The 24,932-nt window shown below is 67.6% G+C and carries 23 protein-coding genes and 2 tRNA genes; 15 read left to right on the forward strand and 10 right to left on the reverse strand.

From position 1 onward, the window contains the following. Window positions 1-83 precede the first annotated feature (83 nt). Both accB and accC read left to right on the forward strand, forming a co-directional pair. Entirely contained in the window at window positions 84-575 is a 492-nt protein-coding gene (gene accB, locus ACOYW6_RS04470; RefSeq protein WP_423142611.1) for an acetyl-CoA carboxylase biotin carboxyl carrier protein, read from the forward strand. Between the two features lie 3 nt (window positions 576-578). Next, a complete protein-coding gene (accC, locus tag ACOYW6_RS04475; protein ID WP_423142612.1) occupies window positions 579-1,937 on the forward strand; it encodes an acetyl-CoA carboxylase biotin carboxylase subunit in 1,359 nt (452 codons plus the stop codon). Window positions 1,938-1,963: 26 nt separating this feature from the next. Here the strand turns inward: accC and ACOYW6_RS04480 are convergent, their stop codons facing one another. Then, entirely contained in the window at window positions 1,964-2,428 is a 465-nt protein-coding gene (locus ACOYW6_RS04480) for an Lrp/AsnC family transcriptional regulator (RefSeq protein WP_423142613.1), read from the reverse strand. Between the two features lie 449 nt (window positions 2,429-2,877). After that, on the reverse strand, window positions 2,878-3,324 hold the full coding sequence (locus ACOYW6_RS04485; protein ID WP_423142614.1) for a hypothetical protein: 447 nt from the start codon (window positions 3,322-3,324) through the stop codon (window positions 2,878-2,880). A gap of 207 nt (window positions 3,325-3,531) precedes the next feature. On the opposite strand from ACOYW6_RS04485, the gene ACOYW6_RS04490 reads away from it, so the two are divergent. The 5 genes from ACOYW6_RS04490 (at window position 3,532) to ACOYW6_RS04510 (ending at window position 7,096) form a co-directional block, all read left to right on the forward strand. Further along, window positions 3,532-4,335 (forward strand): histidine kinase dimerization/phospho-acceptor domain-containing protein, encoded by an 804-nt coding sequence (locus ACOYW6_RS04490; RefSeq protein ID WP_423143062.1) that lies wholly within the window; start codon window positions 3,532-3,534, stop codon window positions 4,333-4,335. Then, window positions 4,291-4,363 (forward strand) — tRNA-Ile (locus ACOYW6_RS04495). Before ACOYW6_RS04490 ends, ACOYW6_RS04495 begins: the two co-directional genes overlap by 45 nt. 19 nt (window positions 4,364-4,382) lie before the next feature. Then, window positions 4,383-4,459, forward strand: a tRNA-Pro gene (locus tag ACOYW6_RS04500). Window positions 4,460-4,554: 95 nt separating this feature from the next. Then, complete coding sequence (locus tag ACOYW6_RS04505; protein WP_423142615.1) at window positions 4,555-5,937, forward strand: DUF1800 domain-containing protein; 1,383 nt, start codon at window positions 4,555-4,557, stop codon at window positions 5,935-5,937. A gap of 10 nt (window positions 5,938-5,947) precedes the next feature. After that, a complete protein-coding gene (locus ACOYW6_RS04510) occupies window positions 5,948-7,096 on the forward strand; it encodes a DUF1501 domain-containing protein (RefSeq protein WP_423143063.1) in 1,149 nt (382 codons plus the stop codon). On the opposite strand, the gene ACOYW6_RS04515 is transcribed toward ACOYW6_RS04510, so the two are convergent. Next, window positions 7,093-8,427 carry a M28 family peptidase gene (locus tag ACOYW6_RS04515; RefSeq protein WP_423142616.1) on the reverse strand — a complete coding sequence of 445 codons (1,335 nt, stop codon included), beginning with the start codon at window positions 8,425-8,427 and terminating at the stop codon, window positions 7,093-7,095. The two genes, ACOYW6_RS04510 and ACOYW6_RS04515, sit on opposite strands and share 4 nt — an antisense overlap. 150 nt (window positions 8,428-8,577) lie before the next feature. Between ACOYW6_RS04515 and ettA the strand changes: the two genes are divergently transcribed. After that, window positions 8,578-10,251, forward strand: coding sequence for an energy-dependent translational throttle protein EttA (gene ettA / locus ACOYW6_RS04520; RefSeq protein ID WP_423142617.1), 1,674 nt, complete (start codon window positions 8,578-8,580; stop codon window positions 10,249-10,251). Between the two features lie 376 nt (window positions 10,252-10,627). On the opposite strand, the gene ACOYW6_RS04525 is transcribed toward ettA, so the two are convergent. Beyond that, window positions 10,628-11,014, reverse strand: coding sequence for a winged helix-turn-helix transcriptional regulator (locus ACOYW6_RS04525; RefSeq protein WP_423142618.1), 387 nt, complete (start codon window positions 11,012-11,014; stop codon window positions 10,628-10,630). 95 nt (window positions 11,015-11,109) lie between these two features. On the opposite strand from ACOYW6_RS04525, the gene ACOYW6_RS04530 reads away from it, so the two are divergent. Both ACOYW6_RS04530 and ACOYW6_RS04535 read left to right on the forward strand, forming a co-directional pair. Next, window positions 11,110-11,688 carry an FMN-dependent NADH-azoreductase gene (locus ACOYW6_RS04530; RefSeq protein ID WP_423142619.1) on the forward strand — a complete coding sequence of 193 codons (579 nt, stop codon included), beginning with the start codon at window positions 11,110-11,112 and terminating at the stop codon, window positions 11,686-11,688. Between the two features lie 82 nt (window positions 11,689-11,770). Beyond that, window positions 11,771-12,694 (forward strand): RcnB family protein, encoded by a 924-nt coding sequence (locus ACOYW6_RS04535; RefSeq protein ID WP_423142620.1) that lies wholly within the window; start codon window positions 11,771-11,773, stop codon window positions 12,692-12,694. Between the two features lie 66 nt (window positions 12,695-12,760). On the opposite strand, the gene ACOYW6_RS04540 is transcribed toward ACOYW6_RS04535, so the two are convergent. After that, window positions 12,761-13,324, reverse strand: a complete 564-nt coding sequence (locus ACOYW6_RS04540) for a cytochrome b (RefSeq protein WP_423142621.1) — start codon at window positions 13,322-13,324, stop codon at window positions 12,761-12,763. 91 nt (window positions 13,325-13,415) lie between these two features. Between ACOYW6_RS04540 and ACOYW6_RS04545 the strand changes: the two genes are divergently transcribed. Continuing rightward, window positions 13,416-14,096: a 2OG-Fe(II) oxygenase gene (locus ACOYW6_RS04545; protein WP_423142622.1), complete on the forward strand. Its 681-nt coding sequence runs from the start codon at window positions 13,416-13,418 to the stop codon at window positions 14,094-14,096. After that, window positions 14,087-15,928 (forward strand): DUF885 domain-containing protein, encoded by a 1,842-nt coding sequence (locus ACOYW6_RS04550; RefSeq protein WP_423142623.1) that lies wholly within the window; start codon window positions 14,087-14,089, stop codon window positions 15,926-15,928. Before ACOYW6_RS04545 ends, ACOYW6_RS04550 begins: the two co-directional genes overlap by 10 nt. A 1-nt stretch (window position 15,929) precedes the next feature. On the opposite strand, the gene ACOYW6_RS04555 is transcribed toward ACOYW6_RS04550, so the two are convergent. Then, the gene (locus ACOYW6_RS04555) at window positions 15,930-16,514 is read right to left on the reverse strand and encodes a DUF1003 domain-containing protein (protein WP_423142624.1); all 585 of its coding nucleotides are present in this window, start codon (window positions 16,512-16,514) and stop codon (window positions 15,930-15,932) included. After that, complete coding sequence (locus ACOYW6_RS04560) at window positions 16,511-18,100, reverse strand: lysine--tRNA ligase (protein WP_423142625.1); 1,590 nt, start codon at window positions 18,098-18,100, stop codon at window positions 16,511-16,513. The genes ACOYW6_RS04555 and ACOYW6_RS04560 overlap by 4 nt, the downstream gene beginning before the upstream one ends. A gap of 296 nt (window positions 18,101-18,396) precedes the next feature. On the opposite strand from ACOYW6_RS04560, the gene ACOYW6_RS04565 reads away from it, so the two are divergent. After that, entirely contained in the window at window positions 18,397-18,546 is a 150-nt protein-coding gene (locus tag ACOYW6_RS04565) for a hypothetical protein (RefSeq protein WP_423142626.1), read from the forward strand. On the opposite strand, the gene ACOYW6_RS04570 is transcribed toward ACOYW6_RS04565, so the two are convergent. Next, window positions 18,543-19,118: a phosphoribosyltransferase gene (locus ACOYW6_RS04570; RefSeq protein ID WP_423142627.1), complete on the reverse strand. Its 576-nt coding sequence runs from the start codon at window positions 19,116-19,118 to the stop codon at window positions 18,543-18,545. The genes ACOYW6_RS04565 and ACOYW6_RS04570 overlap by 4 nt on opposite strands. Further along, window positions 19,115-20,116 (reverse strand): adenosine deaminase, encoded by a 1,002-nt coding sequence (locus tag ACOYW6_RS04575; protein WP_423142628.1) that lies wholly within the window; start codon window positions 20,114-20,116, stop codon window positions 19,115-19,117. The genes ACOYW6_RS04570 and ACOYW6_RS04575 overlap by 4 nt, the downstream gene beginning before the upstream one ends. A gap of 88 nt (window positions 20,117-20,204) precedes the next feature. Here ACOYW6_RS04575 and ACOYW6_RS04580 point away from each other — a divergent pair, with 88 nt between their 5' ends. Together ACOYW6_RS04580 and ACOYW6_RS04585 are read left to right on the forward strand one after the other, a co-directional pair. Next, the gene (locus ACOYW6_RS04580; RefSeq protein ID WP_423142629.1) at window positions 20,205-22,934 is read left to right on the forward strand and encodes an ATP-dependent DNA helicase; all 2,730 of its coding nucleotides are present in this window, start codon (window positions 20,205-20,207) and stop codon (window positions 22,932-22,934) included. Then, window positions 22,931-23,476: a SixA phosphatase family protein gene (locus ACOYW6_RS04585; RefSeq protein WP_423142630.1), complete on the forward strand. Its 546-nt coding sequence runs from the start codon at window positions 22,931-22,933 to the stop codon at window positions 23,474-23,476. Before ACOYW6_RS04580 ends, ACOYW6_RS04585 begins: the two co-directional genes overlap by 4 nt. 11 nt (window positions 23,477-23,487) lie before the next feature. On the opposite strand, the gene ACOYW6_RS04590 is transcribed toward ACOYW6_RS04585, so the two are convergent. Continuing rightward, on the reverse strand, window positions 23,488-24,930 hold the full coding sequence (locus tag ACOYW6_RS04590; protein WP_423142631.1) for an NAD-dependent succinate-semialdehyde dehydrogenase: 1,443 nt from the start codon (window positions 24,928-24,930) through the stop codon (window positions 23,488-23,490). Window positions 24,931-24,932: the final 2 nt, after the last annotated feature.

Consider the following 24,932-nt stretch of genomic DNA (forward strand, 5'->3'; position numbering starts at 1 on the left):
GGCCCGCCCCGGCTCGTCGCGCCCCCTTGCCTCGCCTCGCGGGCCGCCCCATAGGCGGCGCAACGATATTACGCGAGGTTCGCATGGCCGACGAAAAGAGCCGCGGGGCCGGAATGGCTTCGGGCGGCATGAACATCGACAGCAAGCTGGTGCGCGCGCTGGCAGAGCTGCTCGACGAGACGGGTCTGACCGAAATCGAGGTCGAGGACGGGGACCGCAAGATCAAGGTCGCCCGCCAGGGCGCGCCGATGACCTATTCGGCCATGCCCGCGCCGGCACCTGCTGCCGCCGGCGTTCCGGCGCCGGCAGCCGGCGCCGAGCCCGCAGCCCCGATTGCGCCCACCAACGCAGTGCGCTCGCCGATGGTCGGCACCGCTTATCTGTCAGCCGAGCCGGGCGGCGCGCCGTTCGTGACCGTCGGTTCCACCGTCAAGGCGGGAGAGACGGTGCTGATCGTCGAGGCGATGAAGGTCATGAACCCGATCACCGCTCCCAGCGCCGGCACGGTCAAAGAGATCCTGGTCGACAACGCGCAGCCGGTCGAGTTCGATCAGCCGCTGATCGTGATTGCCTGATCCATGGCGATTTCCCGGCTGCTGATCGCCAACCGCGGCGAGATCGCGCTGCGCATCCACCGTGCCGCGCACGAGATGGGGATCGAGACGGTCGCGGTGCATTCCACCGCCGATGCCGACGCCATGCACGTCCGCCTGGCCGACCATGCCGTCTGCATCGGTCCGCCGCCGGCGCGTGACAGCTATCTCAACGTCGCGGCGATCATTTCCGCCGCCGAGATCACCCAGGCCGACGCGATCCACCCCGGCTACGGCTTCCTTTCCGAGAACGCCCAGTTCGCCGAAATCGTCGAGGCGCACGGGTTGGTCTGGGTCGGCCCCAAGCCCGAACACATCCGCACGATGGGCGACAAGATCGAGGCCAAGCGTACCGCCGGCGCGCTGGGCCTGCCGCTGGTGCCCGGTTCGGACGGCGCGGTCAGCGACATCGCCGAAGCGCGCGCGATTGCCGAGGCGGCCGGCTACCCGGTGATCATCAAGGCGGCCTCAGGCGGCGGCGGGCGCGGCATGAAGGTCTGCACCGGCCCCGACGAGCTTGAAACCCTGATCGCTCAGGCCGGCAGCGAGGCCAAGGCCGCCTTCGGCGACGCCACCGTCTATATCGAGAAGTATCTCGGCAACCCGCGCCACATCGAATTCCAGATTTTCGGTGACGGCAAGGGCAACGCGATTCACCTGGGAGAGCGCGACTGCTCGCTCCAGCGCCGCCACCAGAAGGTGCTGGAGGAGGCCCCCTCCCCCGTCATCACCGCAGCCGAGCGCGAGCGGATGGGCGGCATCGTTTCGAAGGCGATGGCCGACATGGGCTATCGCGGCGCCGGCACGATCGAATTCCTGTGGGAAAACGGCGAGTTCTACTTCATCGAGATGAACACCCGCCTCCAAGTCGAACACCCGGTGACCGAGGCGATCACCGGGCTCGACCTCGTGCGCGAGCAGATCCGCATCGCCGACGGCAAGCCGCTGTCGGTCACGCAGGACGAGATCGAGTTCCGCGGCCACGCGATCGAATGCCGCATCAACGCCGAAGACCCGTGGACCTTTGCGCCCTCACCGGGGGTGGTCACGAGCTATCACGCCGCCGGTGGCATGCACGTGCGGGTCGATAGCGGGCTCTACGCCGGCTACAAGATTCCGCCCTATTACGACTCCATGATCGCCAAGCTGATCGTTTCGGGCCGTAGCCGCGAAGGCTGCATCATGCGCCTCAAGCGCGCGCTGGAGGAAATGGTTGTCGGCGGGGTCAAGACCAGCATCCCGCTGCACCAGGCGCTGATGCACGAGCCCGACTTCATCGACGGCAACTATACGATCAAGTGGCTGGAAGAGTGGCTGGCAAAGCGGGCGGCGAACGGAAGCTAACGACCCAAGATCGGACGTCGAACTACCTACTCCAACGGCACGCCCGGCATCTGCTTTGCCGTCCGGATCGTCAGGCTGGTCTTGACGCTTGCCACATTGGGCGCCGGCGTCAGCTTGCTGGTCAGGAATTCCTGGAAGCTTTGCAGGTCCTTGCTGACGATCTTGAGGATGAAGTCGATCTCGCCATTCAGCATGTGGCACTCGCGCACTTCGGGGAGGTCTCGCATGGCGTCCTCGAACTGGCGCAGCGCTTCTTCGGCCTGGCTTTTCAGGCTGACCATCGCGAAAACCGTAATGGCAAAACCCAACTTAGAGGCGTCGAGATCGGCGTGGTAGCCGCGAATCACGCCGGCTTCCTCCAGAGCGCGGACGCGGCGCAGGCACGGCGGCGCGGTCAGTCCGACGCGGTTGGCGAGTTCGACGTTCGTAACGCGCCCCTCGGCCTGGAGTTCAGCCAGCAGACGCCGGTCGATCTGGTCGAGATTCGCCATTGTTACAAGACACCCGTGCTTGCCGCTTTACGCGTTACCCGGCGCTGTTCCTGCCTCATCGCCGCAACAATCGCAACAGGTTGCCGCGGGAGGCGCTAATTTTATTGTTTGCAACCGCAATTGTCCCGCTTTGCAACGTTTAGTGCTGGTGACTGTTCGGCAAGATGCAGCCTGCTAAGGCGCACAATCGACCACGTCTGTACGGGTGAATGAGCGAACCGACGCCCTATTACGATGACCGCCTGCTGACGGTCCTGCGTTTCCGCATCGGGGGCGATACCGCCGCGCGCGCGCAGTGGCGGCAGTTGCTCGACCTTCTCGGAGGCCGCGACAATGACGACCAGGGCGAACTGATCGACGATGCCTTCGCGCGCTTCGCTGAACTGTCGAAACGGATCCCGGTTGCCGAAAGGGCAGCGATCCTGGGCGAACCGGGCCAGGCGCTTCGCTCACCGCGGATGGTACAGGCCCTGGCGGCGGAAGCGCCCGTTCTGGCCGTGCCCGCGTTTGCCCGCGCGCACCTTGCCGAGCCGGCCTGGGCCGAGCTTGCGGGGCGCTTGCCGCGGGACCTTTTCGCCCTCTCGGGCCGCGGCGCGGAGTCGACGGCCTTGCCGCCGGCAAACGAAACGCAGGACCCCGCGTCCGGCCCTTCTCCGGCGCCAGAAGGTATCGGTGCGATCGTCCGCCGGATCGAGGCTTACCGCAAGGCGCGCGAAGGCGGTGCGGTGGGCGGTGACGCTCCGCGCCTGCCGCTCGACGACGAGCGCGGCATCCCCGTTCGCATCCCGGTGCGTGCTTTCGATTTCGCCACCGATGGCGATGGCCGCGTGGTCTGGGCCGATCCCGGGGTGGCGCCAATGCTGGTGGGCAGCGAGATGGAGGATGCCGCGGTCCAAGCCGCGATGCGGCAACGCCGGCCGCTGCGCGCCGTGCAGATCGCCCTGGCCGGCGCCCCGGCGATAAGCGGCGCCTGGCAGATCGACGCCGTGCCCCGGTTCGATCCGCTGGGCGGTCGTTTCACCGGTTACCGCGGCCGGATGCGGCGCCCCGGCAAAAGCCCGCTACCCGTAGTGGCGGACGTGGCCGACGGGCCGTCGGACCGGATGCGCCAGCTGCTTCACGAATTGCGCACGCCGGTGAACGCGATCCAGGGTTTTGCAGAGATCATCCAGCAACAGCTATTCGGGCCCACGCCGCACGAATATCGCGCGCTGGCTGCCGCGATCGCCGTGGACGCGGCGCGGATGCTGGCCGCGTTCGAAGAGCTGGACCGGCTCGTGCGCCTCGACAGTGGCACGCTTGACCTCCCGGGCGGCGGTTGCGACTTCGCGGCCGTTGTATCCGCCACCGCCGCGCAGCTCGAAGGACGTACCGGCGCGCGCTTCGACGTGGCAGCGGCTCCGGCGCTCCCCCCCATCACGTTGGCAGAAGCGGAAGCCGAACGTATCGCCTGGCGCGTTCTCGCCACGCTTTTGGGAACCGCCGCCGAAGGTGAGAACATGGCACTCAAACTCGATCGCGACGCCGACGGCGTCCGCCTGGTCGCGGACTTGCCCCACGCACTTGCCGTGCTCGACGACAAGGCCTTGTTCCATGCGGTGGCTGGCGCGATCCCGCAGACGATATCGGCGGGGATTTTCGGCGTCGGCTTCGCCCTGAGGCTCGCTTCCGCGGAAGTGCGCAGCGCCGGTGGGACGTTCGAGCGCAGCTACAAGCGGCTGCAGCTTACGCTGCCCGGCGGGTCCGCGCCGGACGCTGACGATCTTGGCCAGGAAGCGGACGCCACCTTCGCCGGCTTGCCAGCCGCCGGCAGCGCGTCTAACCGGGCTTCCGTCCGGCCATTGGCCGGCATCGCGGGGGACGGGCCTGTAGCTCAGCGGTTAGAGCTGGCCGCTCATAACGGCTAGGTCGCGGGTTCGAATCCTGCCGGGCCCACCGCCCGCGGTAACACGGTCGGGGAGTAGCGCAGCCCGGTAGCGCATCTGCTTTGGGAGCAGAGGGTCGCAGGTTCGAATCCTGTCTCCCCGACCAGTTTTCCGCCATGCCGCTGCCGCACACGCGGGCGCGCGACACTCCAATACATTTCGCGACGTGACAGCGAAGGCGCGGCGGCGCAGCTTGCCGGCATGAGCGAAACCAGCATCGCCCTTAACCGCTTCGGCCTTGGCGCCCGGATCGGGGACAGCCCGCCCGCCGATCCGCGCCGCTGGCTGAAGGACCAACTGACCGCCTTCGACCCCGTCCCGGCGCCGATTGCCGCGCAGGCGAAGTCGCCCGCGCTCGTCGCCATGCTCGACGAAATCCGCCAGGCCCGCGCGCTCGTCCGCGCGGCCAAGCAGAGCGGGCAGGCGGCGGCACCAGCGGGCGGGCAATACACCGGCCTGCGCGATGCCTACGTCGGCGCGGTCGGCGCCCGGACCGAAAGCGCGCTGGCCACGCCAACCCCGTTTGCCGAGCGGCTGGTGCATTTCTGGGCCAACCACTTTGCAGTCTCGGTCGACAAAATGACCACGGTCGGGCTGGCCGGCGCATTCGAATTCGAAGCGATCCGGCCGCACGTGATGGGCCGGTTCGCCGACCTCCTTGGCGCGGTCGAGCGTCATCCGGCGATGCTGCTCTATCTCGACCAGGCGCAGTCGGTCGGCCCCGGCAGCCCGCTGGGGCTGCGCGCCGCCGCCAACGGGCGCAAGCGCGGTCTGAACGAGAACCTCGCGCGCGAAATCATGGAGCTGCACACGCTGGGCGTGCGCACCGGCTATTCGCAGGCGGACGTGACCGAATTTGCCCGCGCGTTGACCGGCTGGACGGTCGCGGGGCTTGGCCGCCTGCCCGGCGCCGGCCGCAATGCCGGCTCCTTCGCGTTCGTGCCGGCGCTGCACGAGCCGGGCGTCCGAACGATCGTGGGCAAGACGTTCGGCCAAAGCGGCGAGGCACAGGGCCAGGCCGTGCTGGCGATGCTGGCCGCCCACCCATCGACGGCGCGGCATATCGCCACCAAGCTGGCCCGCCATTTCGTTGCCGACGATCCGCCGCCGGCCCTGGTCGGCAGGCTCGAGCAGGCGTTCCTCGGCTCGAACGGCGACTTGCCGACGGTTTACCGCGCGCTGGTCGACGCTCCTGAGGCGTGGTCGGTGGAGAGCGGAAAGTTTCGCACGCCCTGGGAGTGGGGCATCGCGGCGCTGCGCGCGACCGCCTCACAAGACATCGTGCCGCAGGCGGCCACAGCGCTGTTCACGCAGCTTGGCCAGCCGGTGTGGCGCCCCGGGTCGCCCGCGGGGTGGGACGATATCGCTCCGAGCTGGGCCGGTCCCGACGCGCTGTTGCGCCGGGTCGAACTGTCCGAACGGCTGGCGGCGCGGCTTACCGCCCCGGTGGACGCGCGCTCGCTGGCGCAGACGCTGTTTCCAGGCTCGGTCGGCACCGCCACGCGCGAAGCGGTTTCGCGCGCCGAAAGCCCCGCGCAGGGACTGGCCCTGCTGCTCGCCTCGCCCGAAATGATGCGGAGATGACACCGTGACCATCGCACTCGACCGCAGATCGCTGGTTCTGGGCGGCGCCGCGCTGGGCGCGCTTGCCTTTGCGCCCTCGATCGCGCTTGCCGCCGCAGCGACCGAGCGGCGGCTGGTCTTTGTGATTCAGCGCGGCGCGGCCGACGGGCTGGCGACGCTCGCCCCCGTCGGCGATCCCGGCTTTTCGGCGCTGCGCGGCGCGTGGGCGGGCGATTACGCGGACGGGGCGAAGCTCGACGGCACTTTCACGCTTCACCCCGCCCTCGCCGGTCTGGGCAGGCTCTATGGCGACAAGCAGGCGCTGTTCGCGCACGCGGTCGCCTCGCCGTACCGCGACCGTTCGCACTTTGATGGCCAGAACGTCCTCGAAACCGGCGGAACGCTGCCTTACGACCTCAAGTCGGGCTGGCTGAACCGGCTGCTGACGCTGCTTCCTGCGGCCGAGGCACGCGCGCTCGCCTTCGCCAGCACGGTGCCGGCGGCGCTGCGCGGACCGGTCCAGGTCGCCAGCTACGCGCCCAGCGCGCTGCCGCAATCGAACGAAGACCTGCTGCGCCGGGTTACCGCATTGTACCAGGACGACGCGCTGCTCCACCCGCTGTGGACCGAGGCTATGCAGACCCGCGCGATGGCCGGCGATCTTGCCGCCGACAATGGCCGCGGTGCCGCCGCCACGGGCAAGCTGCTGGCCTCGCTGATGGCGGGCGCCGATGGTGCGCGGATCGCCACGGTGGAGACGACCGGGTGGGATACCCATGCCGGCCAGCAAGGCCGCCTGCGTGCGCAGCTTACCGGGCTCGACGCGCTGGTCGGCGCGCTCAAGGACGGACTTGGGCCGGCTTGGCGCGATACATTGGTGATCGTCGCCACCGAGTTCGGACGCACTGCCGCAATCAACGGTACCGGCGGCACTGACCACGGCACCGCGTCGCTGGCGATGCTGCTTGGCGGCGCGGTCCAAGGCGGGCGCATCGTTTCCGACTGGCCGACGCTGGCACCAGCCGCACTTTACGAAGGCCGCGACCTCAAGCCGACGACGTCGCTGGATGCCCTGCTGGCCGGCGCGGTGGCCGGGCATTTCGGCATCGACCCGGCGCGAACGCAGTCGACGCTCTTCCCGGGCAGCGCCGGTCGCCCGGTTGAAGGACTCGTTGCCTAGCCGACCGGCTTCAGATCGCTCTCCGCGTTGCCGACGATGCCGAGCACGATCGCCCAGGCGTCGACGTTCTGCTGAAGCTGCACCGGGTCGACCTTGTCGAGCGTATCGTCAGGCGTGTGGTGATAATCGAAATAGCGCGTACCGTCCTGGTTGAGATCGATCACTGCCAGCTTCTGCGCTTCGATAATCGCCCCGACGTCCTCACCGCCGTTGGCCTTGGCATCGCCGCGCACGATCCCAAGCGGGTTAAGCGCCGCGGCGATCCGCGCTGCCAGTGCCTCGTCGGCCAGGTTCAGCTTGACGCGCCAGACGCGGTCGGCACCGAAATCGCTTTCCATCGCCAGAGCATGGGGCTCGTTTGCGTGGGCCTTGGCGTAAGCGATGCCGCCCCACCCGCCGAGTTCTTCACTACCGGCCCACAGCACGCGGATCGTGCGCTGGGTCCCGGCGGCGTGCGCCTTCAGCGCGGCCGCGGTGACGATGGCGCAGCCGGCGCCGTCGTCGATCGCGCCGGTGCCGAGGTCCCACGAATCAAGGTGGCAGGCGACAATGATCGGCGCCAGCGCGGGGTTGCTGCCGACCAGATCGCCGACGACGTTGCCCGACGGCATGCCGTCCTGTGGATGGCTGGTCAGCGTCAGCGCCACGCGCATCGACCTGCCCGCGGCGGCGGTGCGCGCGATCAGGTCGGCATCGGGATTGGAGACTGCGCCGGCGGGGATCGGCTTGACCCCGTCGGGAAAGCTCGAGACGCCGGTGTGGGGGTTGCGGTGGTTGTCGGTCCCGGCCGAGCGGATGATGATGGCGATCGCGCCTTTGGTCGCGGCGATGCCCGGTCCCTGGCGGCGGACGTTGCCGAACGGACCATAGCCCGAGCCGTCCTGGTTGGCGCGCATGGCGTGGTCGACGAAGGCGATGCGCCCCGCCAGCGATCCGGCCGGAGCGGCCTTGAGCGCGTCGAGCGTCGGGAAATAGGCCACCTCGCCCTCAATCCCCTTGGCCGGGGTCGCCGGTGAGTAGCCAAGCGCGGTGATCGCCAGCGGCTGGACGGCCGGCGCCAGCAGGCGGGCGCGATCCTCACCGCGCACGAAGCCGCGGATCGTGAATGGCTCCTCTCGCACGTTCTGGAACCCCAGCGCCTTCAGCCGCGCGGCGGCCCAGGCGCGCGCCGCGGCTTCGCGCTCCGACCCGTCGAGGCGCGGGCCGACCTCGGTCGTCAGGTCGGCGACGATGTCCCACGCGGTGCCGCTGCCCTGCGGGGGCGAGGCGGCGGCGGGAATGGCAAGAACGACGGCGGCGGCCAGCATCGGCCCGGTGATCAGCGCTTTCATGCCCGCAGCGATAGCAGGCGGCCGCGCGCGTGCAACGCCCCGGATGGCCGGAATGCGCACCCACCTTCCCCGCCGCTTGCCCCGCCGCGCCCGCGCCCCTAAATGGCGCGCCAGATCAAGCCATCCCGCTTTCCCAAGGACGCTCATCCAATGGCCGCGCAATACGCCTACGTCATGAAGGACATGACGAAGACTTTCCCCGGTGCCCAGAAGCCGGTGCTCAGCAACATCAACCTCCAGTTCTACCAGGGCGCCAAGATCGGCATCGTCGGCCCCAACGGCGCGGGCAAGTCCACGCTGATGAAGATCATGGGCGGGATCGACACCGACTACACCGGCGAAGCCTGGCCGGGTGAGAACATCACCGTCGGCTACCTGCCGCAGGAGCCTGAGCTCGATACCACAAAGACGGTGCTGGAGAACGTCAAGGACGGCGCCCGCGACATCGCAGACATGGTCGACCGGTTCAACGCCATCGGCATGGAAATGGCCGAGGAAGACGCGGATTTCGACAAGCTCGGCGCCGAGATGAGCGAGCTGCAGGACAAGATCGACGCGGTCGACGGCTGGACTCTCGACAACCAGCTGGAAGTCGCGATGGAGGCCCTGCGCTGCCCGCCGGGCGACTGGAGCGTGGACAACCTGTCGGGCGGCGAGAAGCGCCGCATCGCCCTCACCCGCCTGCTGATCCAGAAGCCGTCGATCCTGCTGCTCGACGAGCCGACCAACCACCTCGACGCCGAAAGCGTCCAGTGGCTCGAGAACCACCTCAAGGACTACGCCGGCGCGGTCCTGATGATCACCCACGATCGCTACTTCCTCGACAACGTCGTGGGCTGGATCCTCGAGCTCGATCGCGGGAAATACTTCCCCTACGAGGGCAACTATTCGACGTACCTGGAAAAGAAGGCCAAGCGCCTCGAGCAGGAAGAGCGCGAGGAAAGCGGCAAGCAGAAGGCTCTCAGCCGCGAGCTGGAATGGATCCGCCAGACCCCGGCGGCGCGCCAGACCAAGTCCAAGGCGCGTATCCGCAAGTTCGAGGAGCTGCAGAACAGCCAGGACAACCGCGCCATCGGCAAGGCGCAGATCGTCATCCAGGTGCCCGAGCGGCTTGGTGGCAAGGTGATCGAGGTCAACGGCATCTCGAAGGCCTATGGCGACAAGCTGCTGTTCGAGGACCTCTCGTTCATGCTGCCGCCGGGCGGCATCGTCGGCATCATCGGGCCCAACGGCGCGGGCAAATCGACGCTGTTCCGCATCCTCACCGGCAAGGAAACCCCCGACACGGGCAGCGTCGAGATCGGCAGCACCGTCCACCTCGGCTTCGTCGACCAGAGCCGCGACGACCTCAACCCCGCCAACAACGTGTGGCAGGAGATCAGCGGCGGGCATGACTACATGACCGTCAACAAGCAGGAGATGAGCACGCGCGCCTATGTCGGCGCGTTCAACTTCAAGGGCCAGGACCAGCAGAAGAACGTCGGCAAGTTATCGGGCGGCGAACGCAACCGCGTCCACATGGCCAAGATGCTGAAGGAGGGCGGCAACGTCCTGCTGCTCGACGAACCGACCAACGATCTCGACGTCGAAACGCTCGGCGCGCTCGAAGAAGCGATCGAGAACTTCGCCGGCTGCGCCGTGGTCATCAGCCACGACCGCTTCTTCCTCGATCGCCTGGCCACGCACATCCTGGCCTTCGAGGGCGATAGCCACGTCGAATGGTTCGAGGGTAACTTCGAAGCTTACGAGGAAGACAAACGCCGCCGCCTGGGCGATGCGGCGGATCGGCCGACGCGGGTCAGCTACAAGAAGCTCACGCGGTGAGCATTGATCGTTAGCGGACGGTCCACAAACGACCCCATTGCGGCATCGGCGCTTGTTCCAAGCCAACGGGTAAGGAGACGAAATGGCAGCCCTATTGAACACTTTAGGCTTGCTGGCTTTGCTAGCGGCAGGGCTCGCATGCACTATGGTCGGCGTGCAGTCCGTTCGCAACATCGCACAAGGGAAGGCGCACTCACTCAGCCGAATGTCATCGCGGGTCTACAGCCGGGCGGAGGAACCCCGCGATTTTTGGATGACGGTCGCCGCGGGACTCATCTGGTTGTTTGTTGGGCTCTTCTTACTGGCTATAATCATTGGTGGCGCGGTAGCATACTTTAGCTGACATCATTGTCTGCTTTCCACTCAATGAAGACCTTCAGGCGGCCTTCGACAGCTCCCCGTCATAAGCCGCTCGGTTCGCATGAATCTGCGGCAAGTGCTCAAAGCTCCAGGCCGCCAGCGCCATCACCGGCACCGCCAGCGATCGTCCCAGGTCCGTCAGCGCGTATTCGACCTGCGGCGGCACGGTCGGGTGGACGGTCCGCGAGACCATCCCGTCGCGCTCCAAGGCCTTTAGCGTGCGGGTCAGCATCTGCTGGCTGATGCCGCCGATGTCGCGCTTCATCGCGTTGAAGCGGCGGGGGCCTTCTTCGAGCTGCTTGACGACGAGGACGGTCCACTTGTCACCCACGCGGCCGAGCAGTTCGCTGACCGCGCGGCAGCTTGGGTCGGAGTGCGGATTAGTGGCCGGAAGGGTGGTCATACGGATGGTACCTGGTCCCAGAAAAATGCGTTCTTGCCCGCAATAGATGGTCCCTTATCTGGCCTTGGTCAAGATTACTGACCAGGAGCCATTTCATGACCATCCTCCACATCGATTCCAGCATCACCGGCGAAAACTCGGTCAGCCGCGAGCTGTCGGCCGCAATCGTCAAGGAGCTGCTCGCCGCCGATCCGGGTGCGCGTGTCGTCACGCGCGACCTGGTTGCCCAGCCGCTCGACCACCTGACCCTGGCAGGCTTCGGCAGCGACGAATCGCGCGCCGTGCTGGAGGAATTCAAGGCCGCCGATACCATCGTGATCGGCGCGGGGTTCTACAATTTCTCGATCCCGAGCCAGCTCAAGGCCTGGTTCGACCGCATCCTCGTCGCGGGCGAGACCTTCCGCTATACCGAGAACGGTCCCGAAGGGCTGGCCGGCGACAAGACGGTGATCGTGGCGCTGGCGCGCGGCGGCTTCTACGGCGAGGAATCGCCGATGCGATCGATCGAGCACGCCGAAAGCTACATGGCCGCGGCGCTGGGCTTCATCGGGATCAAGAACCCGCGCTTCGTCATCGCCGAAGGCATCGCGATCGGGCCTGAACAGCGCGCCTCCTCGCTCGCCCAGGCGCACCGCCAGGTACCCGAGGCGGCGGCCCGCGCGCTGGCCGCCTGACGCCGCCAGCGTTCACCTTCGCGACAGTGATCGGCGCATAGCCTTGTTTTCGATGGCGACCGCGAATTGTTCGGGGACCCACTTGGAGACGACGGCTATGGCCGATTTCACGAAAAAGTCCTGGCGCCGCGGCTTGCTGATCGGGGCCGCGATTGCGGCGCTCGGCACCGCCGCGACCGCCCAGGCCCAGGATGCCGACCGCGGCCACCGCGGCGGCTGGGGCGAACGCGCCGACGGTGGCCGGGGCGACCGGCAGCCGCAGGGCGAGCGCCAGCCGGCGCAGATCCAGCAGCAGGTGCAGGTCCGCCAGCAGGCCCAGCAGGCGCCCGACAGCGGCTGGCGCCAGCGCGCGCCCGACGCCCAGCGTTCGGAACGTCGCGGCGACGGTGGCTCCTACGGACGCCAGTGGGGCAGCGGCGGGCGGGTCGAGCGCCCGGCCCAGGCCGCCGAGGCGGGCGCGCCGGCGGTGCCGCAGCGCGGTTCGCAGGACGGCTGGCGCCAACGGCGCGACAGCCAGTCCGGCCAGTGGGGCGGCCGCAATCCGTCCTACCGCGATCCGCGGCGCGACGCCCAGGCCGCGCAGCAGTCAGGAAGCTGGGGCGGCCGCAACCCCTCGTACCGCGATCCGCAGCGCGATCCGCGCGGTTCGCAGACCTGGGGCAACAGTCACGACTGGCGCCGCGACGACGCGGGCCGCCAGTGGAGCCGCGACTGGCGGCAGGACCGGCGCTACGATTACAATAGCTATCGCTCGGCCCACCGCGACACGTACCGGATGGCGCCGTACTACGCGCCGTACCGCAACTATTCGTACCGGCGCCTGTCGATCGGTTCGTTGCTGGAGAACCTGTTCTTCGGTCAGCGCTACTGGATCAACGATCCGTGGCAGTATCGACTGCCGGAGGTCTACGGGCCCTACCGCTGGGTACGCTATTACGACGACGCGGTGCTCGTCGATATCTATTCGGGCGAAGTCGTGGACACGATCTACAACTTCTTCTGGTAAGCTTCGTGCCGGGATGAGTGGCCCGGCCGGTGCGGGCCCCGCAGCGATGCGGGGCCCGTTTGCCTGTCAGTGCGGGATCATCCGCCACAGCTCTCCGTCGCGATCGATGAAATGGTGCTTGAGCGCGCCGGCGACGTGCAGCGCCAGCAGGCCTAGCAGCACGAATGCCAGGGTGCCGTGAATGGCGCCGAAATTCTCGCCCCGCGCATGATCGGGCACGGCAAACGGGAATGCCGGCAGGTTGACGATGCCAAACCACGACACCGGCATTCCGCCGCCGCCGGCCGAATAGGCCAGCAGCCCCAGGATCGGCAGGGCGAACATCATCGCGTAGAGCGCCCAGTGAGTGACATGGGCCAGCGTGCTTTCCCACGGCTTCACGTCGGGCTCGAACGGCGGAGGCCGGTGCGTGAGGCGCCAGATCAACCGGAGCAGCGACAGGATGAGCACGGTGTAGCCGACCGCGAAATGGATCCCCATCATCTCCATTCGCGTCGCCTTGGGCTGGCCTTCGGACAGCCACGCCAGCGCGAAGTTGAGGACGATCAGCGCCGCGATGGTCCAGTGGAAGAACATGGCGCCGTGCGTGTAACGCTGCGGTACCGGGGCGGCGACGGGCTGGTCGTTCATGGGATCATGGTGCTGCGCGCGTCGAATTCTGGCAAGCCGCAATTGCAGTGCGCTTGCACGCCCGTTGCAGCCCCGTCTAAACCGCTGCGACATGACCGAATCCGCCGTCCGCAGTTACCCCAATCCCGATCGCGCCGCCCTGATCCGCGCCGGCAACCACGTCCGCAAGAAGCTGGACGGCAGGTCCGGAGTCGAACGCGTTGTGAGCGACAAGGTGGAGATGTTCACGGTCGCGGGGTTTCTCTCGGTCGAGGAATGCGGCGCCCTGTGCCGTATGATCGATCGCACCGCGCGCCCGTCGACCGTCTACGACCACGGCTATCCGGCCGACTATCGCACCAGCTGGTCGGGCGACATCGATGGTGCCGATCCCGTGGTGCAGGCGGTGGTCAAGCGGATCGACGCGCTGCTGGGTATTCCCGGCGCTTATGGCGAACCCGTCCAGGGTCAGCGCTACCTTGCCGGGCAGCAATACAAGCAGCACAACGACTGGTTCTACACGCTGGCTCCGTACTGGAAGGCTGAGGCCAAGCGCGGCGGCCAGCGCTGCTTTACCGCGATGGCTTATCTCAACGCGGTCGAGGAAGGCGGCAGTACCGACTTCACCCGCGCCGGGTTCAGCGTGCCGCCGCAGGCGGGATCGCTGCTGATCTGGAACAATGCGACGACCGACGGTTTTCCGAACGAAGACGCGATGCACGCCGGAACGCCGGTTATCAAAGGGGCGAAATACGTGATCACCAAATGGTACCGGACCCGCAAGTGGGGTTGACCATTCGCCGCGGCACGCTCGCCGCTCTCGCCCTCTCGCCGGTCCTGGCCGCAATCGTCCTTCCCCCGGTCGCCATGGCGGCCGCACCGGCGCCAGTATCGACGGCCGCGACGACGAACGCGGAAGACGCGCGCCTGATGGCGCTGTTCCGCGACGATGCCGCTCGCGAGGATGCCCTTTCGCCGATGAGCGCGCTGCGCCGCACGGGTCGCGGCAACCCCGCGGTGTTCGCGCAAGGCTTCACCGCCGGACGGATGGCCGCCTCGCGCGCTTCGATCGATCGCAGCCTCGCCGCGCTGGCGCGGATAGACCGCAGCAAGCTTAGCGCGGAACGCCAGATTTCGTACGATGTGTTCAAGTGGTCGCGTCTCGACGACCGGCAATTCCTCGCCGCGCCGCTCGACAAGCTGATGCTGGATCGGCCGATGAATCACTTTTACGGCCTGCAATCGAGTTTCCCGGGGGAATTCAAGGTTGGCGGAGCGGCGCGATATGACAGCATCGCCGACTATCGTCATAACATCCTCTACCTGCGCGCCTTCCCCAAAGTGATCGACAACGCAATTGTCCGCTGGCGCGACGGGGAGCGCAACGGCATCCTCGACACGCGGCTGACGGTCACTAACATGATCGCGCAGATCGACGGGATCTTGGCGCAATCACCGGCCGACAACCCTCTTTACACCCCGCTCGAAACGTTTCCTGCCGGTACGTCTGCTGCCGATCAGGCCGCGATGCGCAAGCAATGGACCGCGGCGATCGAGGGCGACGTGCGACCCGCCTACCGAAAGCTGCGGACGTTCCTGCACGACGAATACCTGCCCAAGGCCCGCGCCGAGGTTGGCCTGTCGGCCATGAAGGGCGGCGATGCGCTGTACCGTGCGCTTATCCGCTCAAACACCACGCTCGACATGACGCCCGACGCGATTCACCGGCTCGGCCTCTCCGAAGTGGCGCGCATCCAGCACGAGATGGAAGCGGTGAAGAACGAGCTTGGCTACAGCGGCCCGCTGAAGGATTTCTTCGAGGTCATCCGCACCGATCCCAAGTATCACCCCAAGACGCGCGAAGAGCTGGCCGACGGGTTCGTGGAAGTCGGCAAGGCGGTGGATGCACAGATCCCGCGCTTTTTTAGCCGCGTCCCAAAGGCCAGGCTGCAGATCGAACCCTATCCGCCCTACAGCGAGAAGTACGAAGCCGGCGGCAGCTACGACCAGGGCTCACCCGACGGCAAGCGCCCCGGCACGTTTCACTACAACACCTACGACCTGCCCTCGCGCTTCCTGACCGGGATCACGACGCTTTATCTTCACGAGGGTATTCCCGGGCATCACTTCCAGATCAGCCTTGCCCAGGAAGATACCGCGCTGCCCGATTTCCAGCGCTTTGGCGGCAACACCGCATTCGTCGAAGGCTGGGCGCTCTATGCCGAGACGCTCGGCTACGAGATGGGGTTCTACAAGGACCCGATGCAGCATTGGGGCACGCTCGACGACGAGATGCTGCGGGCGATGCGGCTGGTGGTCGATACCGGCCTTCATTCCAAGGGTTGGAGCCGCGAACAGGCGATCGACTACATGTTGGCGAATTCGGGCATGGGCAAGAGCGACGCCACAGCGGAGGTCGAGCGGTACATCGCCATTCCCGGCCAGGCCCTGTCGTACAAGCTGGGATCGCTGACGATCCAGCGTCTGCGCAAGAAAGCCGAAGCGGAACTCGGCCCGAGGTTCGACATTCGCGCCTTCCATGAGCAGGTGCTCGGTTCGGGCGCCCTGCCCTTGCCGATCCTGGAAACGAAGATCGACCGCTGGATCGCCGCGCAAAAGGGGTAAGCTAGCTCGCCCCGCTGCGCTGGCTTTCACCCAGCTCGATTGCCTGTTCGATCGCGCCTTCGGTCACTTCGGCAACGCCTTCGACGGTCTGTTCCATCTGGCCCAGCTTGTTGAAGATCCGGTCGACCTTGCGCTGGAGGACCAGCAGTTCGACCGTGGTGCGCAGGTTGACCTCGAAATCGTGGCGGCTGGCGATGCGGTCTTTTTTGGATTGCCGGTTTTGGCTCATCATGATGACCGGCGCTTGCAGCGCGGCCAGCGTCGACAGCATCAGGTTGAGGAAGATGTACGGATATTTGTCCCACTGAACGCCGATCCCGGCCGCCCACTTGCTGTTGATCAGCATCCAGCCGAGCAGGATGATGCTGAAAAAGATGATGAAGCCCCACGAGCCGCCGACCGTTGCAACGCGATCGGCCAGGCGATCACCATTGGTACCGTTGATTGCCTCGCGCTCGTCATCCTCGAGGCCGACGTCGCTCGACAGCGCCTTGCACAGCGCGTTCTGCTCTTCCTCGCCCAGCTGGTCGTAGGGACGTCCCAGTACGTCTTCGGCAATTCCCTCGGGCGTGATGTCCAGCTTCATGCGTCCGCAACCAACGCCTCGGCTATCAGTTCCCGCGTGTTCTCAATCCCGTAAAGCGCGATGAAGCTGCCCATGCGCGGCCCCTGGCTCGATCCCAGCAGCGTTTCGTAAAGCGCCCTGAACCAGTCGCGCAGTTGTTCGAAGCCGAAATGCGGGTCCTTGCCGATCTCGTAGACGATGGTCTGGAGGTCGGACGCCGAGGCGTTCGCATCCGCTGCCGCCAGTTCCTCGTCGAGCGCGGCGAGCGCCGCCGCTTCGCCGGCGTCGGGCTTTCGCCGCTGCAGCGTCGGGGCGACGAAAGCGCGGTTGTAGGCGATCGCCCGCGTCACCAGCGCGTCGAGCGCCGGGTGCGCCGCCGGATCGGCATCGGCGACGTAGTTGGCGAGGTAGGACCAGACCTGGTCGCGAGTCGCGCCGGCGCCCAGCACCCCGACGAGGTTGAGCAACAGGCCGTACGTCACCGGCAGCTTGTCGCCGGCGCCGGGCTTGCCCGCCAGCAAGTGCCACACCGGGTTGCCGAGCTGCTGTTCGAGCGGCTGTTGGCTGAGCTTTTCGCGGAACTGCCAGTATTCATCGACCGCGCGTGGGACCACCCCGGCGTGCAGGCTCTTGGCGCTCTTGGGTTCGCGGTAAAGGTAGAAGCCCAGGCTTTCCTCGCTGCCGTAGTCCAGCCACTGGTCGATCGTCAGCCCGTTGCCCTTGGACTTGGAGATCTTTTCGCCGTTCTCGTCGAGGAACAGTTCGTAGATCATCCCCTCCGGGCGCGAACCGCCCAGTACGCGAGCGATCTTGCCCGACTGGGTCACCGAATCGGTCAGATCCTTGCCGCACATCTCGTAATCGACGCCCAGCGCCACCCAGCGCATGGCCCAGTCGACCTTCCACTGCAGCTTCGCCCGGCCGCCCAGGATCGACTGCTCGACACGGGTGCCGTGATCCTCGAAAGCGACGATGCCATTCTCGGCGTCGACCACCTCGACCGGGACCTGCAGGACTTGGCCGGTCGCGGGCGAAACCGGCAGCACCGGTGAATACGTGGCGCGGCGCTCTTCGCGCAGCGTCGGTAGCATGATGTCCAGGATCGCGCCGTAATGGCGCAGCACGGACTTCAGTGCCTCGTCGAAAGCGCCCGATGTGTAGCGATCCGAGGCGGAGACGAATTCGTAGTCGAAACCGAACCGGTCGAGGAAATCGCGCAGCATCGCGTTGTTGTGGTGCGCGAAACTTTCGTGTGTCCCGAACGGATCGGGGATCCGGCTGAGCGGGTGACCGAGATACGCGGCCAGCAAGCCGGGATTGGGGAGGTTGTCCGGAACCTTCCGCAGTCCGTCCATGTCGTCCGAAAAGGCGATCAGCCGCGTTGGCGCGCCGTCGGTCAGAACTTCGTAGGCGCGGCGCACCAGCGTGGTGCGCAACACTTCCTGGAAGGTGCCGATATGCGGCAGGCCCGACGGTCCATAGCCGGTTTCGAACAGCACCGGCGCCCCGCCGGCCTTCCCCTGCGGGAAGCGCTTGACCAGCTTGCGCGCCTCCTCGAACGGCCAGGCCTTGGACACTTGGGCGGCGGAGATGAGGTCTTCGTTCATGACCGGGGCGCCTTTGCCGCTTTGGCGGCGCAGGGCAAGTCCGGCACCGTCGGGGCCGCGCTGCTTGACACAGTTGACACAGTCCAGGGGGCAAGGCGTTCCGCGCCTTTCCGCGATCTGGCAGAGCGAAAGGTCACAGTGTGCGCGGCGTTCGGGATCATCGCGTTCCCCGATACCAGATCGCCACAGCGTAGGAAAATGCGCGGCCCTGATCGCGGCCCTGCAACCGAACCGGCGGATCCGCGTTTTCCATCGTATCCGCGCCATCCCCCGTGGCGCGATGAGGACATGCACCCATGGCGAACGCCACCATTCGTACCAGCCGTCCCGATGCCTGGGCCGCCCCCCGTCCGTCGATGGACCCGTCGCTGCGCCGCATGACGTACGGCCCGATCCGTCCGATGAACGACAATCGCGGCTTCTTCGGACGCCTGTTCGGCCGTTAACCGCCCAGGATGATGCCGGCCTGGGGCTTGTGGGCGCGAATGTCCGCATCGCTCAGCCCGCAGATCTCGTGCGGAAAGACCAGCCAGTCGTCGCACTGGTGAACGTAGAAATCGGGTTTCAGTGAAGTCTGGTTGCGCGCCGGCTTCCAATAGACAGTGCCGATGCGGCAATCGCGCGGCATGTTGTGGCGGCACCGCGCCGCCAGTTCACCCAGGAACGCCTCGATCGATCGGCCGGTGTCGAACACGTCGTCTACCACCAGCAGCCGGTCGTCCGGACCCAGCGTGTCGACCAGGTAGCCCAGCGCATAGACGCGCACTTCGCGGTCCTGCTTGTCGATCCCCGAATAGCTGGCGGTGCGGATGGCGATGTGATCGGCGTCGATGCCGTGGAACGCCAGCAGTTCCTGAACTGCGATCCCCACCGGTGCGCCGCCGCGCCAGATGCCGACCAGGTGCGTGGGGGCAAAACCGCTTTCGATCACCAGCCGCGCCAGCCGGAAACTGTCCTCCAGCAGCTGGTCGGCGGTCAGCCAGATCTTCTCGATCGCCTGGTCCGGCTCGGCGCTCACGCCGCGTCGACTTCGGCGATGAGGCGCGTCTTGTCAGCCTCGGGCAGGAACGCGCCGGCGAACGAATTGCGCGCCAGCGACCGGAGGTCAGCATCCGACAGGTCGAGCGCGTCGGCCACCGCCTGGTAATTGGCGTTCACGTAGCCGCCGAAATAAGCGGGATCGTCCGAGTTGATCGTCGCCTTGATACCGGCGTCGAGCATCCGCCGCACCGGGCTTTGCGCGATCTCGGGAATGACGCAGAGCTTGAGGTTGGACAACGGGCAGACCGTCAGCGTCAGCCCCTCGTCCACGATCCGCTGCGTCAGCACCTTGTCTTCCAGCGCACGGTTGCCGTGGTCGATCCGTTCGACCTTGAGCAGGTCGAGGGCTTCGTAGACATATTCCGGCGGCCCCTCCTCGCCCGCGTGCGCGGTGACGTGGAGGCCAAGCGCGCGTGCGGCCGAGAACACCCTGGCAAATTTCGAGGGCGGATGGCCCAGTTCGGAGGAATCGAGCCCGACGCCGTGGATACGGTCTAGATACGGCCTGGCCTGCTCAAGCGTCGCGAAGGCTTCGTCTTCGCTAAGGTGACGCAGGAAGCACAGGATCAGCCGGTTGGTGATCCCCAGTTCGGCCTCGCCCTTTGCCAGCGCGCGGTTGATGCCGCCGAGCACGGTCTCGAACGCGACGCCGCGCTCGGTGTGGCCTTGCGGGTCGAAGAAGATTTCGACGTGGCGGACGTTGTCGGCGCTGGCGCGCTCCAGGTACGCCCAGGTCAGGTCGAAAAAGTCCTGCTCCGCCAGCAGCACGCCCATGCCCTTGTAATAGATGTCGAGGAAGTCCTGCAGGTTGGAAAAGTCATAGGCTGCACGCACTTCGTCGACGGACTTGAACGGAATTGTCACGTCGTTGCGTTCCGCCAGCGCGAACAGCATCTCGGGTTCGAGCGAGCCTTCGATGTGGAGGTGAAGCTCTGCCTTGGGCAAGCGGGCGATCAGCGCGGTACGGGAATCCATGCACCGGGACGCTAGCCGCGTGCCGGCGCGCGTCAATCGGCGATGTTTCGCGTTGCCCCGTGTTCCCAATCCGTTCTAGGCATTGCCGGTGGCCGATGTCCTTCCCCTGCCCGCGCTCCATGCCAGCCATGCCGGGACCTGGTTGCGCGACGGCGCGGGGACGACGCGCGGCCTGGGCAAGGGCGAGGCGATCATGGCCGCGGCAGACACGCCGCTGCTGATGCTCAACGCTCCGCTAGTGGCGAACCGGCTGGGCTATCCCGACCTTTCGGGGCTCGATCTGCTGGAGCTGTTCGCCTTCGTCCACCCCGCCCGCTTCGTGGTGCCGACGCCCAAGGGGCTGGCCCACGCGCTCGACTTGCCCGAGCCGGAGGGCGACGAGGGCGTACCCGCCCTGCTCCAGCGCGCGGCCGAGACCCTGCTGGCGACGTGCGAAGGGCCGGCGTGGAACCAGCGCGAGGGCGCCTGGTCGACGCTGCAATCGCTGGCACGGGCACGCTGGCCGTGGGCGACGCTGCTGGCGCCGCGCGTCGCCAGGCCGCAAGTGGCCGAAAAGTGGCTGTTCTCGCGCCTGCCGGAATGGGACGAACGGCCTGAGCGGCCCCAGCCCGCGCAAGTCGCCATCGACGAGTTCGAGATCGAGGCCAGGCTGGCCCGCCTGACCGGTGAAGGCGCCGAGCCGCGACCGGACCAGGCACTTTATGCGCGCGAGGCCGGGCACGTATTCGCGCCGCGCAGCAAGCGCGACCAGCCTCACATGCTGCTGACACAGGCGGGAACCGGTATCGGCAAGACGCTGGGCTACCTCGCCCCGGCGGCCCTGTGGTCGCAAAAGGCGCAGGGGACGGTCTGGGTCTCGACTTATACAAAGGCACTCCAGCGCCAGTTGCGGCGCGAAAGCGGGCGCGCCTGGCCACCCGCGCGGCCCGACGGCAGCCGCCCGGTGGTGGTGCGCAAGGGGCGGGAGAATTACCTTTGCCTGCTGAACCTGGAGGACGCGCTGCAAGGCGGGTTCGCCGGGCGCGCCGCGGTACTGGCGCAACTGGTGGCGCGCTGGGCGGCCTATAGCCAGGACGGCGACATGATCGGCGGCGACTTGCCCGGCTGGCTGGGCACGCTGTTCCGCCAGCGCGGCATTCGCGCCCTGACCGATCAGCGCGGCGAGTGCGTCTATGCCGGCTGCCCGCATTACCGGAAATGCTTCATAGAGCGCGCCGCCCGGGCAAGCGCCGAGGCGGACCTGGTGATCGCCAACCACGCGCTGGTCATGGTGAATGCCGCGCGGGGCCGCGATCACGCCCAGAAGCCGACGCGGATCGTGTTCGACGAAGGGCACCACGTGTTCGAGGCGGCGGATTCGACGTTCGCCGCGGCGCTGACCGGCGCCGAGACGATCGAGCTGCGCCGCTGGGTGATCGGGCCCGAGCGCGGGTCGCGCGGACGGCGGCGCGGGCTGGCGGCGCGGTTGGCCGACGTTGCGAGCTATGACGAGGCCGGCGGCAAGGCGATCGCCGCCGCGCGCGAGGCGGCCGAGGCGCTGCCCGGTGACGGCTGGCTGCAACGCGTGAACGAAAGTGCGCCGTCCGGGCCGCTCGAGGAGCTGTTCGCGGCGGTGCGGGCCACCGTCTATGCCCGCGACGAAAGCGGCGGCCAGGACGCCGGCTATGGGCTCGAGACCGAGGCGGCGCAACTCGACGGTCCGTTCGTGGAAATCGCCGGAGCGGCGCAGGCGGCACTGGCCGAGCTGCGCTCGCCGCTGCTGAAGCTGGCAGTGCGGCTGGAGGCCATCATCGCCGAGCCGCCCGACTGGCTCGACGGCGCCGGCCGGGCGCGGATCGAAGGGGCGCGCCATTCGCTGGGCTGGCGGGTCGACCTGATCGCGGCCTGGGAGGCGTTGCTGAACCGGCTGGGCGGGCCGGCCGATCCCGAATTCGTCGACTGGCTGGCAGTCGAGCGGGCCGATGCGCGCGAATTCGACATCGGCATCCACCGTCGCTGGCTGGATCCGATGAAGCCCTTCGCGCGCACTGTGCTGGAGGGCGCGCACGGCGTCATGCTGACCAGCGCGACGCTGACCGAGGCGCAGGGCGGCGAGACCGACTGGGATGCGGCGGTGACCCGCAGCGGCGCCCCCCACCTCGACCTCTCGCCCCGGCTGGCAGCGTTTCCCAGCCCGTTCGACTACGCCGCGCAGGCCGAAGTGCTGATCGTCACCGACATCGCCAAGGGGGACCTGTCCGCGCTGGCGGGTGCCTATTTCCGCCTGATCGAGGCGGCCGGCGGCGGCGCGCTGGGGCTGTTCACCGCGATCCGGCGGCTGCGCGCGGTGCACGGGCGGGTTGCCGACCGGCTCGCCCGCGCGGGCCTGCCGCTTTACGCGCAGCACGTCGATCCGATCGACACCGGCACGCTGGTCGACATCTTTCGCGACGACCCCAAGGCCAGCCTGCTGGGCACCGATGCCCTGAGGGACGGCGTCGACGTGCCGGGCCATTCGCTGCGGCTGGTGGTGATGGAACAGGTGCCGTGGCCCAAGCCATCGATCCTGCACCGAGCACGCCGGCTGGCGGGCGGCGGCAGCGTTTATGACGACCGCATCATTCGCGCCCGGCTGGCGCAGGCGTTCGGGCGACTGATCCGCAGCCGCGAGGACCGCGGGCACTTCGTGGTGCTGTCGTCAGCCTTCCCCAGCCGGCTGCTGTCCGCCTTCCCCGCCGGCACCCCGATCGTGCGCTGTACGCTCGACGAGGCTTTACAACGCGTCGCCGGCGGTGTTTCAGGAGATCCCGTCAAAAATGGAATGTCCCACCGCGCATGAAGCTGCTCGGCCTGTTCAGGCACGCCAAGTCCGACTGGGGCGATCCGCGCGCGCGCGACTTCGACCGTGACCTCAACGATCGCGGCCGCGCCGGTGCCGCGGTGATGGGGCGCCACATCCGCGACTACGGTGCCAGGTGGGACCGGGTCGTCGCCAGCCCGGCGGTCCGCTGCGCCGAGACGCTGGAGATTGCGGCCGAGGCGGCCGGGCGCAGCTTTCCCGTCAACTGGGACCGGCGGATCTACCTGGCCAGCTCGTCTACGCTGATCGACCTGCTGCGCGAGCAACCCGCCGACGCCGCCAGCGTACTGATGGTCGGCCATAACCCCGGGCTGGAGGACGTCATCTTCGACCTTGTGCCGAACGACGGGTCGAGCCCCCTGCGCGACGCGGTCGAGGCGAAGTTTCCGACCGCGGCCTTCGCCGTGCTGGAGCTGCCCATCGAGCGCTGGTCCGACGTTGCCGGCGCCAGGGCGCGGCTGGTCCACCTCACGCGCCCGCGCGATCTCGATGCCGCGCTGGGGCCTCAACCGGTCTCGTAAGCGCCGGATTTCTAACCCTGGTGGATCGCCTTGGTGACGAGGTAGCTGTCCATCCCCTCGACCCCGCCTTCGCTGCCGAAGCCCGAATCCTTGACCCCGCCGAACGGCGCGTCGACCGCGCTGAGCGCGAACGAGTTGATCCCGACCATCCCCGCCTCGATCGCGTCACCCAGCAGGTTGGCGGTCCTGAGATTGTCGGTGAACGCGAAGGCGGCGAGGCCGAACGGCAGCCGGTTGGCTTTTTCGATCGCATCGTCGAGCGTGGTGAACGGGGCGGCCGCGGCGATCGGGCCGAACGGCTCGTTCGACATGATCGCGGCGCTGTCGGGCACGTCGGCCAGCAAGGTGGGGCGGTAGAAGAAACCGGTGTCCCCGCGCTCTCCGCCCGCCATCACGCGGGCGCCGTGGCGGCGCGCATCCTCGACCAGCGCCTCGATCGCGTCAGGGCGGCGGACATTGGCGAGCGGCCCCATCTGGGTCGTCTTGTCCATGCCGTGGCCGGTGGCGACGTTTGCTGTCCGCTCGGCAAAGCCGGCGACGAAGCGCTCATAGATGCCCTGCTGGACGTAGAAGCGCGTCGGCGAGACGCAGACCTGCCCGGCGTTGCGGAATTTCTGCGGGACGAGGGCGTCGAGCGTCTTGTCGAGATCGACGTCGTCGAACACGAGCACCGGGGCGTGACCGCCCAGCTCCATAGTCACGCGCTTGAGGCCGTCGGCCGCCAGCCGCATCAGGTGCTTGCCGACCGGGACCGAACCGGTGAAGCTGACCTTGCGAATGACCGGCGAGGCCAGCAGGTGACGGCTGACGGTATCGGGCACACCGTGGACCAGCTGCGCCACGCCGGCGGGCAGCCCGGCATCGAACAGGCAGCGCATCAGGGCGCCGGTGCATCCGGGAGTCTCTTCGGGCGGCTTGGCAATGACCGAGCAGCCGACCGCGAGCGCCGGGCCCAGTTTCTTGGCCATCAGGTAGACCGGGAAGTTCCACGGGCTGAAGGCGGCGACAGGGCCGATCGGCTGCTTGATGACGATGCTGCGCTGGCCGGCCGGGCGCACCAGCACCCGGCCGTACGTGCGGCCTGCCTCGGCAGCGCACCAGTCGAAGATCTGCGCCGCGCCCAGCACTTCCCCGCGCGCCTCGGCAAACGGCTTGCCCTGCTCCATGGTCAGCAGGCGGCCGATCATCTCGGAACGCTCGCGCAGGAGCGCGGCGGCCTTGGTCAGGACCGCGGCGCGTTTTTCCCACGGCGTGTCCTTCCACACCTTGAAGCCGGCCTCGGCGGCGGCCAGCGCCTCGTCGAGGTCGGCGACGGTGGCGAGCGGGACTTCGGCAATCGTGCCCCCGTGGGCGGGATCGACCACGGCAAAAGTGTCGCGGCCTTCGCCGATGCGCCAGCTGCCGTTAACCAGCAGGGCGAGGTCGGCGTCGTAGTCGTTGGCTGTGTCGGTCATGG

This window comes from Parablastomonas sp. CN1-191, assembly GCF_049354825.1.
GTDB lineage: Bacteria > Pseudomonadota > Alphaproteobacteria > Sphingomonadales > Sphingomonadaceae > Novosphingobium.

Bases quoted from the DNA above. Each gene is read 5' to 3' on its own strand.
- ACOYW6_RS04515 (WP_423142616.1), bottom strand. From the start codon at position 8,427: ATGAAAGCGCTGATCACCGGGCCGATGCTGGCCGCCGCCGTCGTTCTT.
- ACOYW6_RS04480 (WP_423142613.1), bottom strand. From the start codon at position 2,428: ATGGCGAATCTCGACCAGATCGACCGGCGTCTGCTGGCTGAACTCCAG.
- ACOYW6_RS04585 (WP_423142630.1), top strand. From the start codon at position 22,931: ATGAAGCTGCTCGGCCTGTTCAGGCACGCCAAGTCCGACTGGGGCGAT.
- ACOYW6_RS04530 (WP_423142619.1), top strand. From the start codon at position 11,110: ATGACCATCCTCCACATCGATTCCAGCATCACCGGCGAAAACTCGGTC.
- ACOYW6_RS04505 (WP_423142615.1), top strand. From the start codon at position 4,555: ATGAGCGAAACCAGCATCGCCCTTAACCGCTTCGGCCTTGGCGCCCGG.
- ACOYW6_RS04575 (WP_423142628.1), bottom strand. From the start codon at position 20,116: ATGGATTCCCGTACCGCGCTGATCGCCCGCTTGCCCAAGGCAGAGCTT.
- ACOYW6_RS04490 (WP_423143062.1), top strand. From the start codon at position 3,532: ATGCGCCAGCTGCTTCACGAATTGCGCACGCCGGTGAACGCGATCCAG.
- accB (WP_423142611.1), top strand. From the start codon at position 84: ATGGCCGACGAAAAGAGCCGCGGGGCCGGAATGGCTTCGGGCGGCATG.
- ettA (WP_423142617.1), top strand. From the start codon at position 8,578: ATGGCCGCGCAATACGCCTACGTCATGAAGGACATGACGAAGACTTTC.
- ACOYW6_RS04560 (WP_423142625.1), bottom strand. From the start codon at position 18,100: ATGAACGAAGACCTCATCTCCGCCGCCCAAGTGTCCAAGGCCTGGCCG.
- ACOYW6_RS04555 (WP_423142624.1), bottom strand. From the start codon at position 16,514: ATGAAGCTGGACATCACGCCCGAGGGAATTGCCGAAGACGTACTGGGA.
- ACOYW6_RS04545 (WP_423142622.1), top strand. From the start codon at position 13,416: ATGACCGAATCCGCCGTCCGCAGTTACCCCAATCCCGATCGCGCCGCC.
- accC (WP_423142612.1), top strand. From the start codon at position 579: ATGGCGATTTCCCGGCTGCTGATCGCCAACCGCGGCGAGATCGCGCTG.
- ACOYW6_RS04525 (WP_423142618.1), bottom strand. From the start codon at position 11,014: ATGACCACCCTTCCGGCCACTAATCCGCACTCCGACCCAAGCTGCCGC.
- ACOYW6_RS04590 (WP_423142631.1), bottom strand. From the start codon at position 24,930: ATGACCGACACAGCCAACGACTACGACGCCGACCTCGCCCTGCTGGTT.
- ACOYW6_RS04540 (WP_423142621.1), bottom strand. From the start codon at position 13,324: ATGAACGACCAGCCCGTCGCCGCCCCGGTACCGCAGCGTTACACGCAC.
- ACOYW6_RS04565 (WP_423142626.1), top strand. From the start codon at position 18,397: ATGGCGAACGCCACCATTCGTACCAGCCGTCCCGATGCCTGGGCCGCC.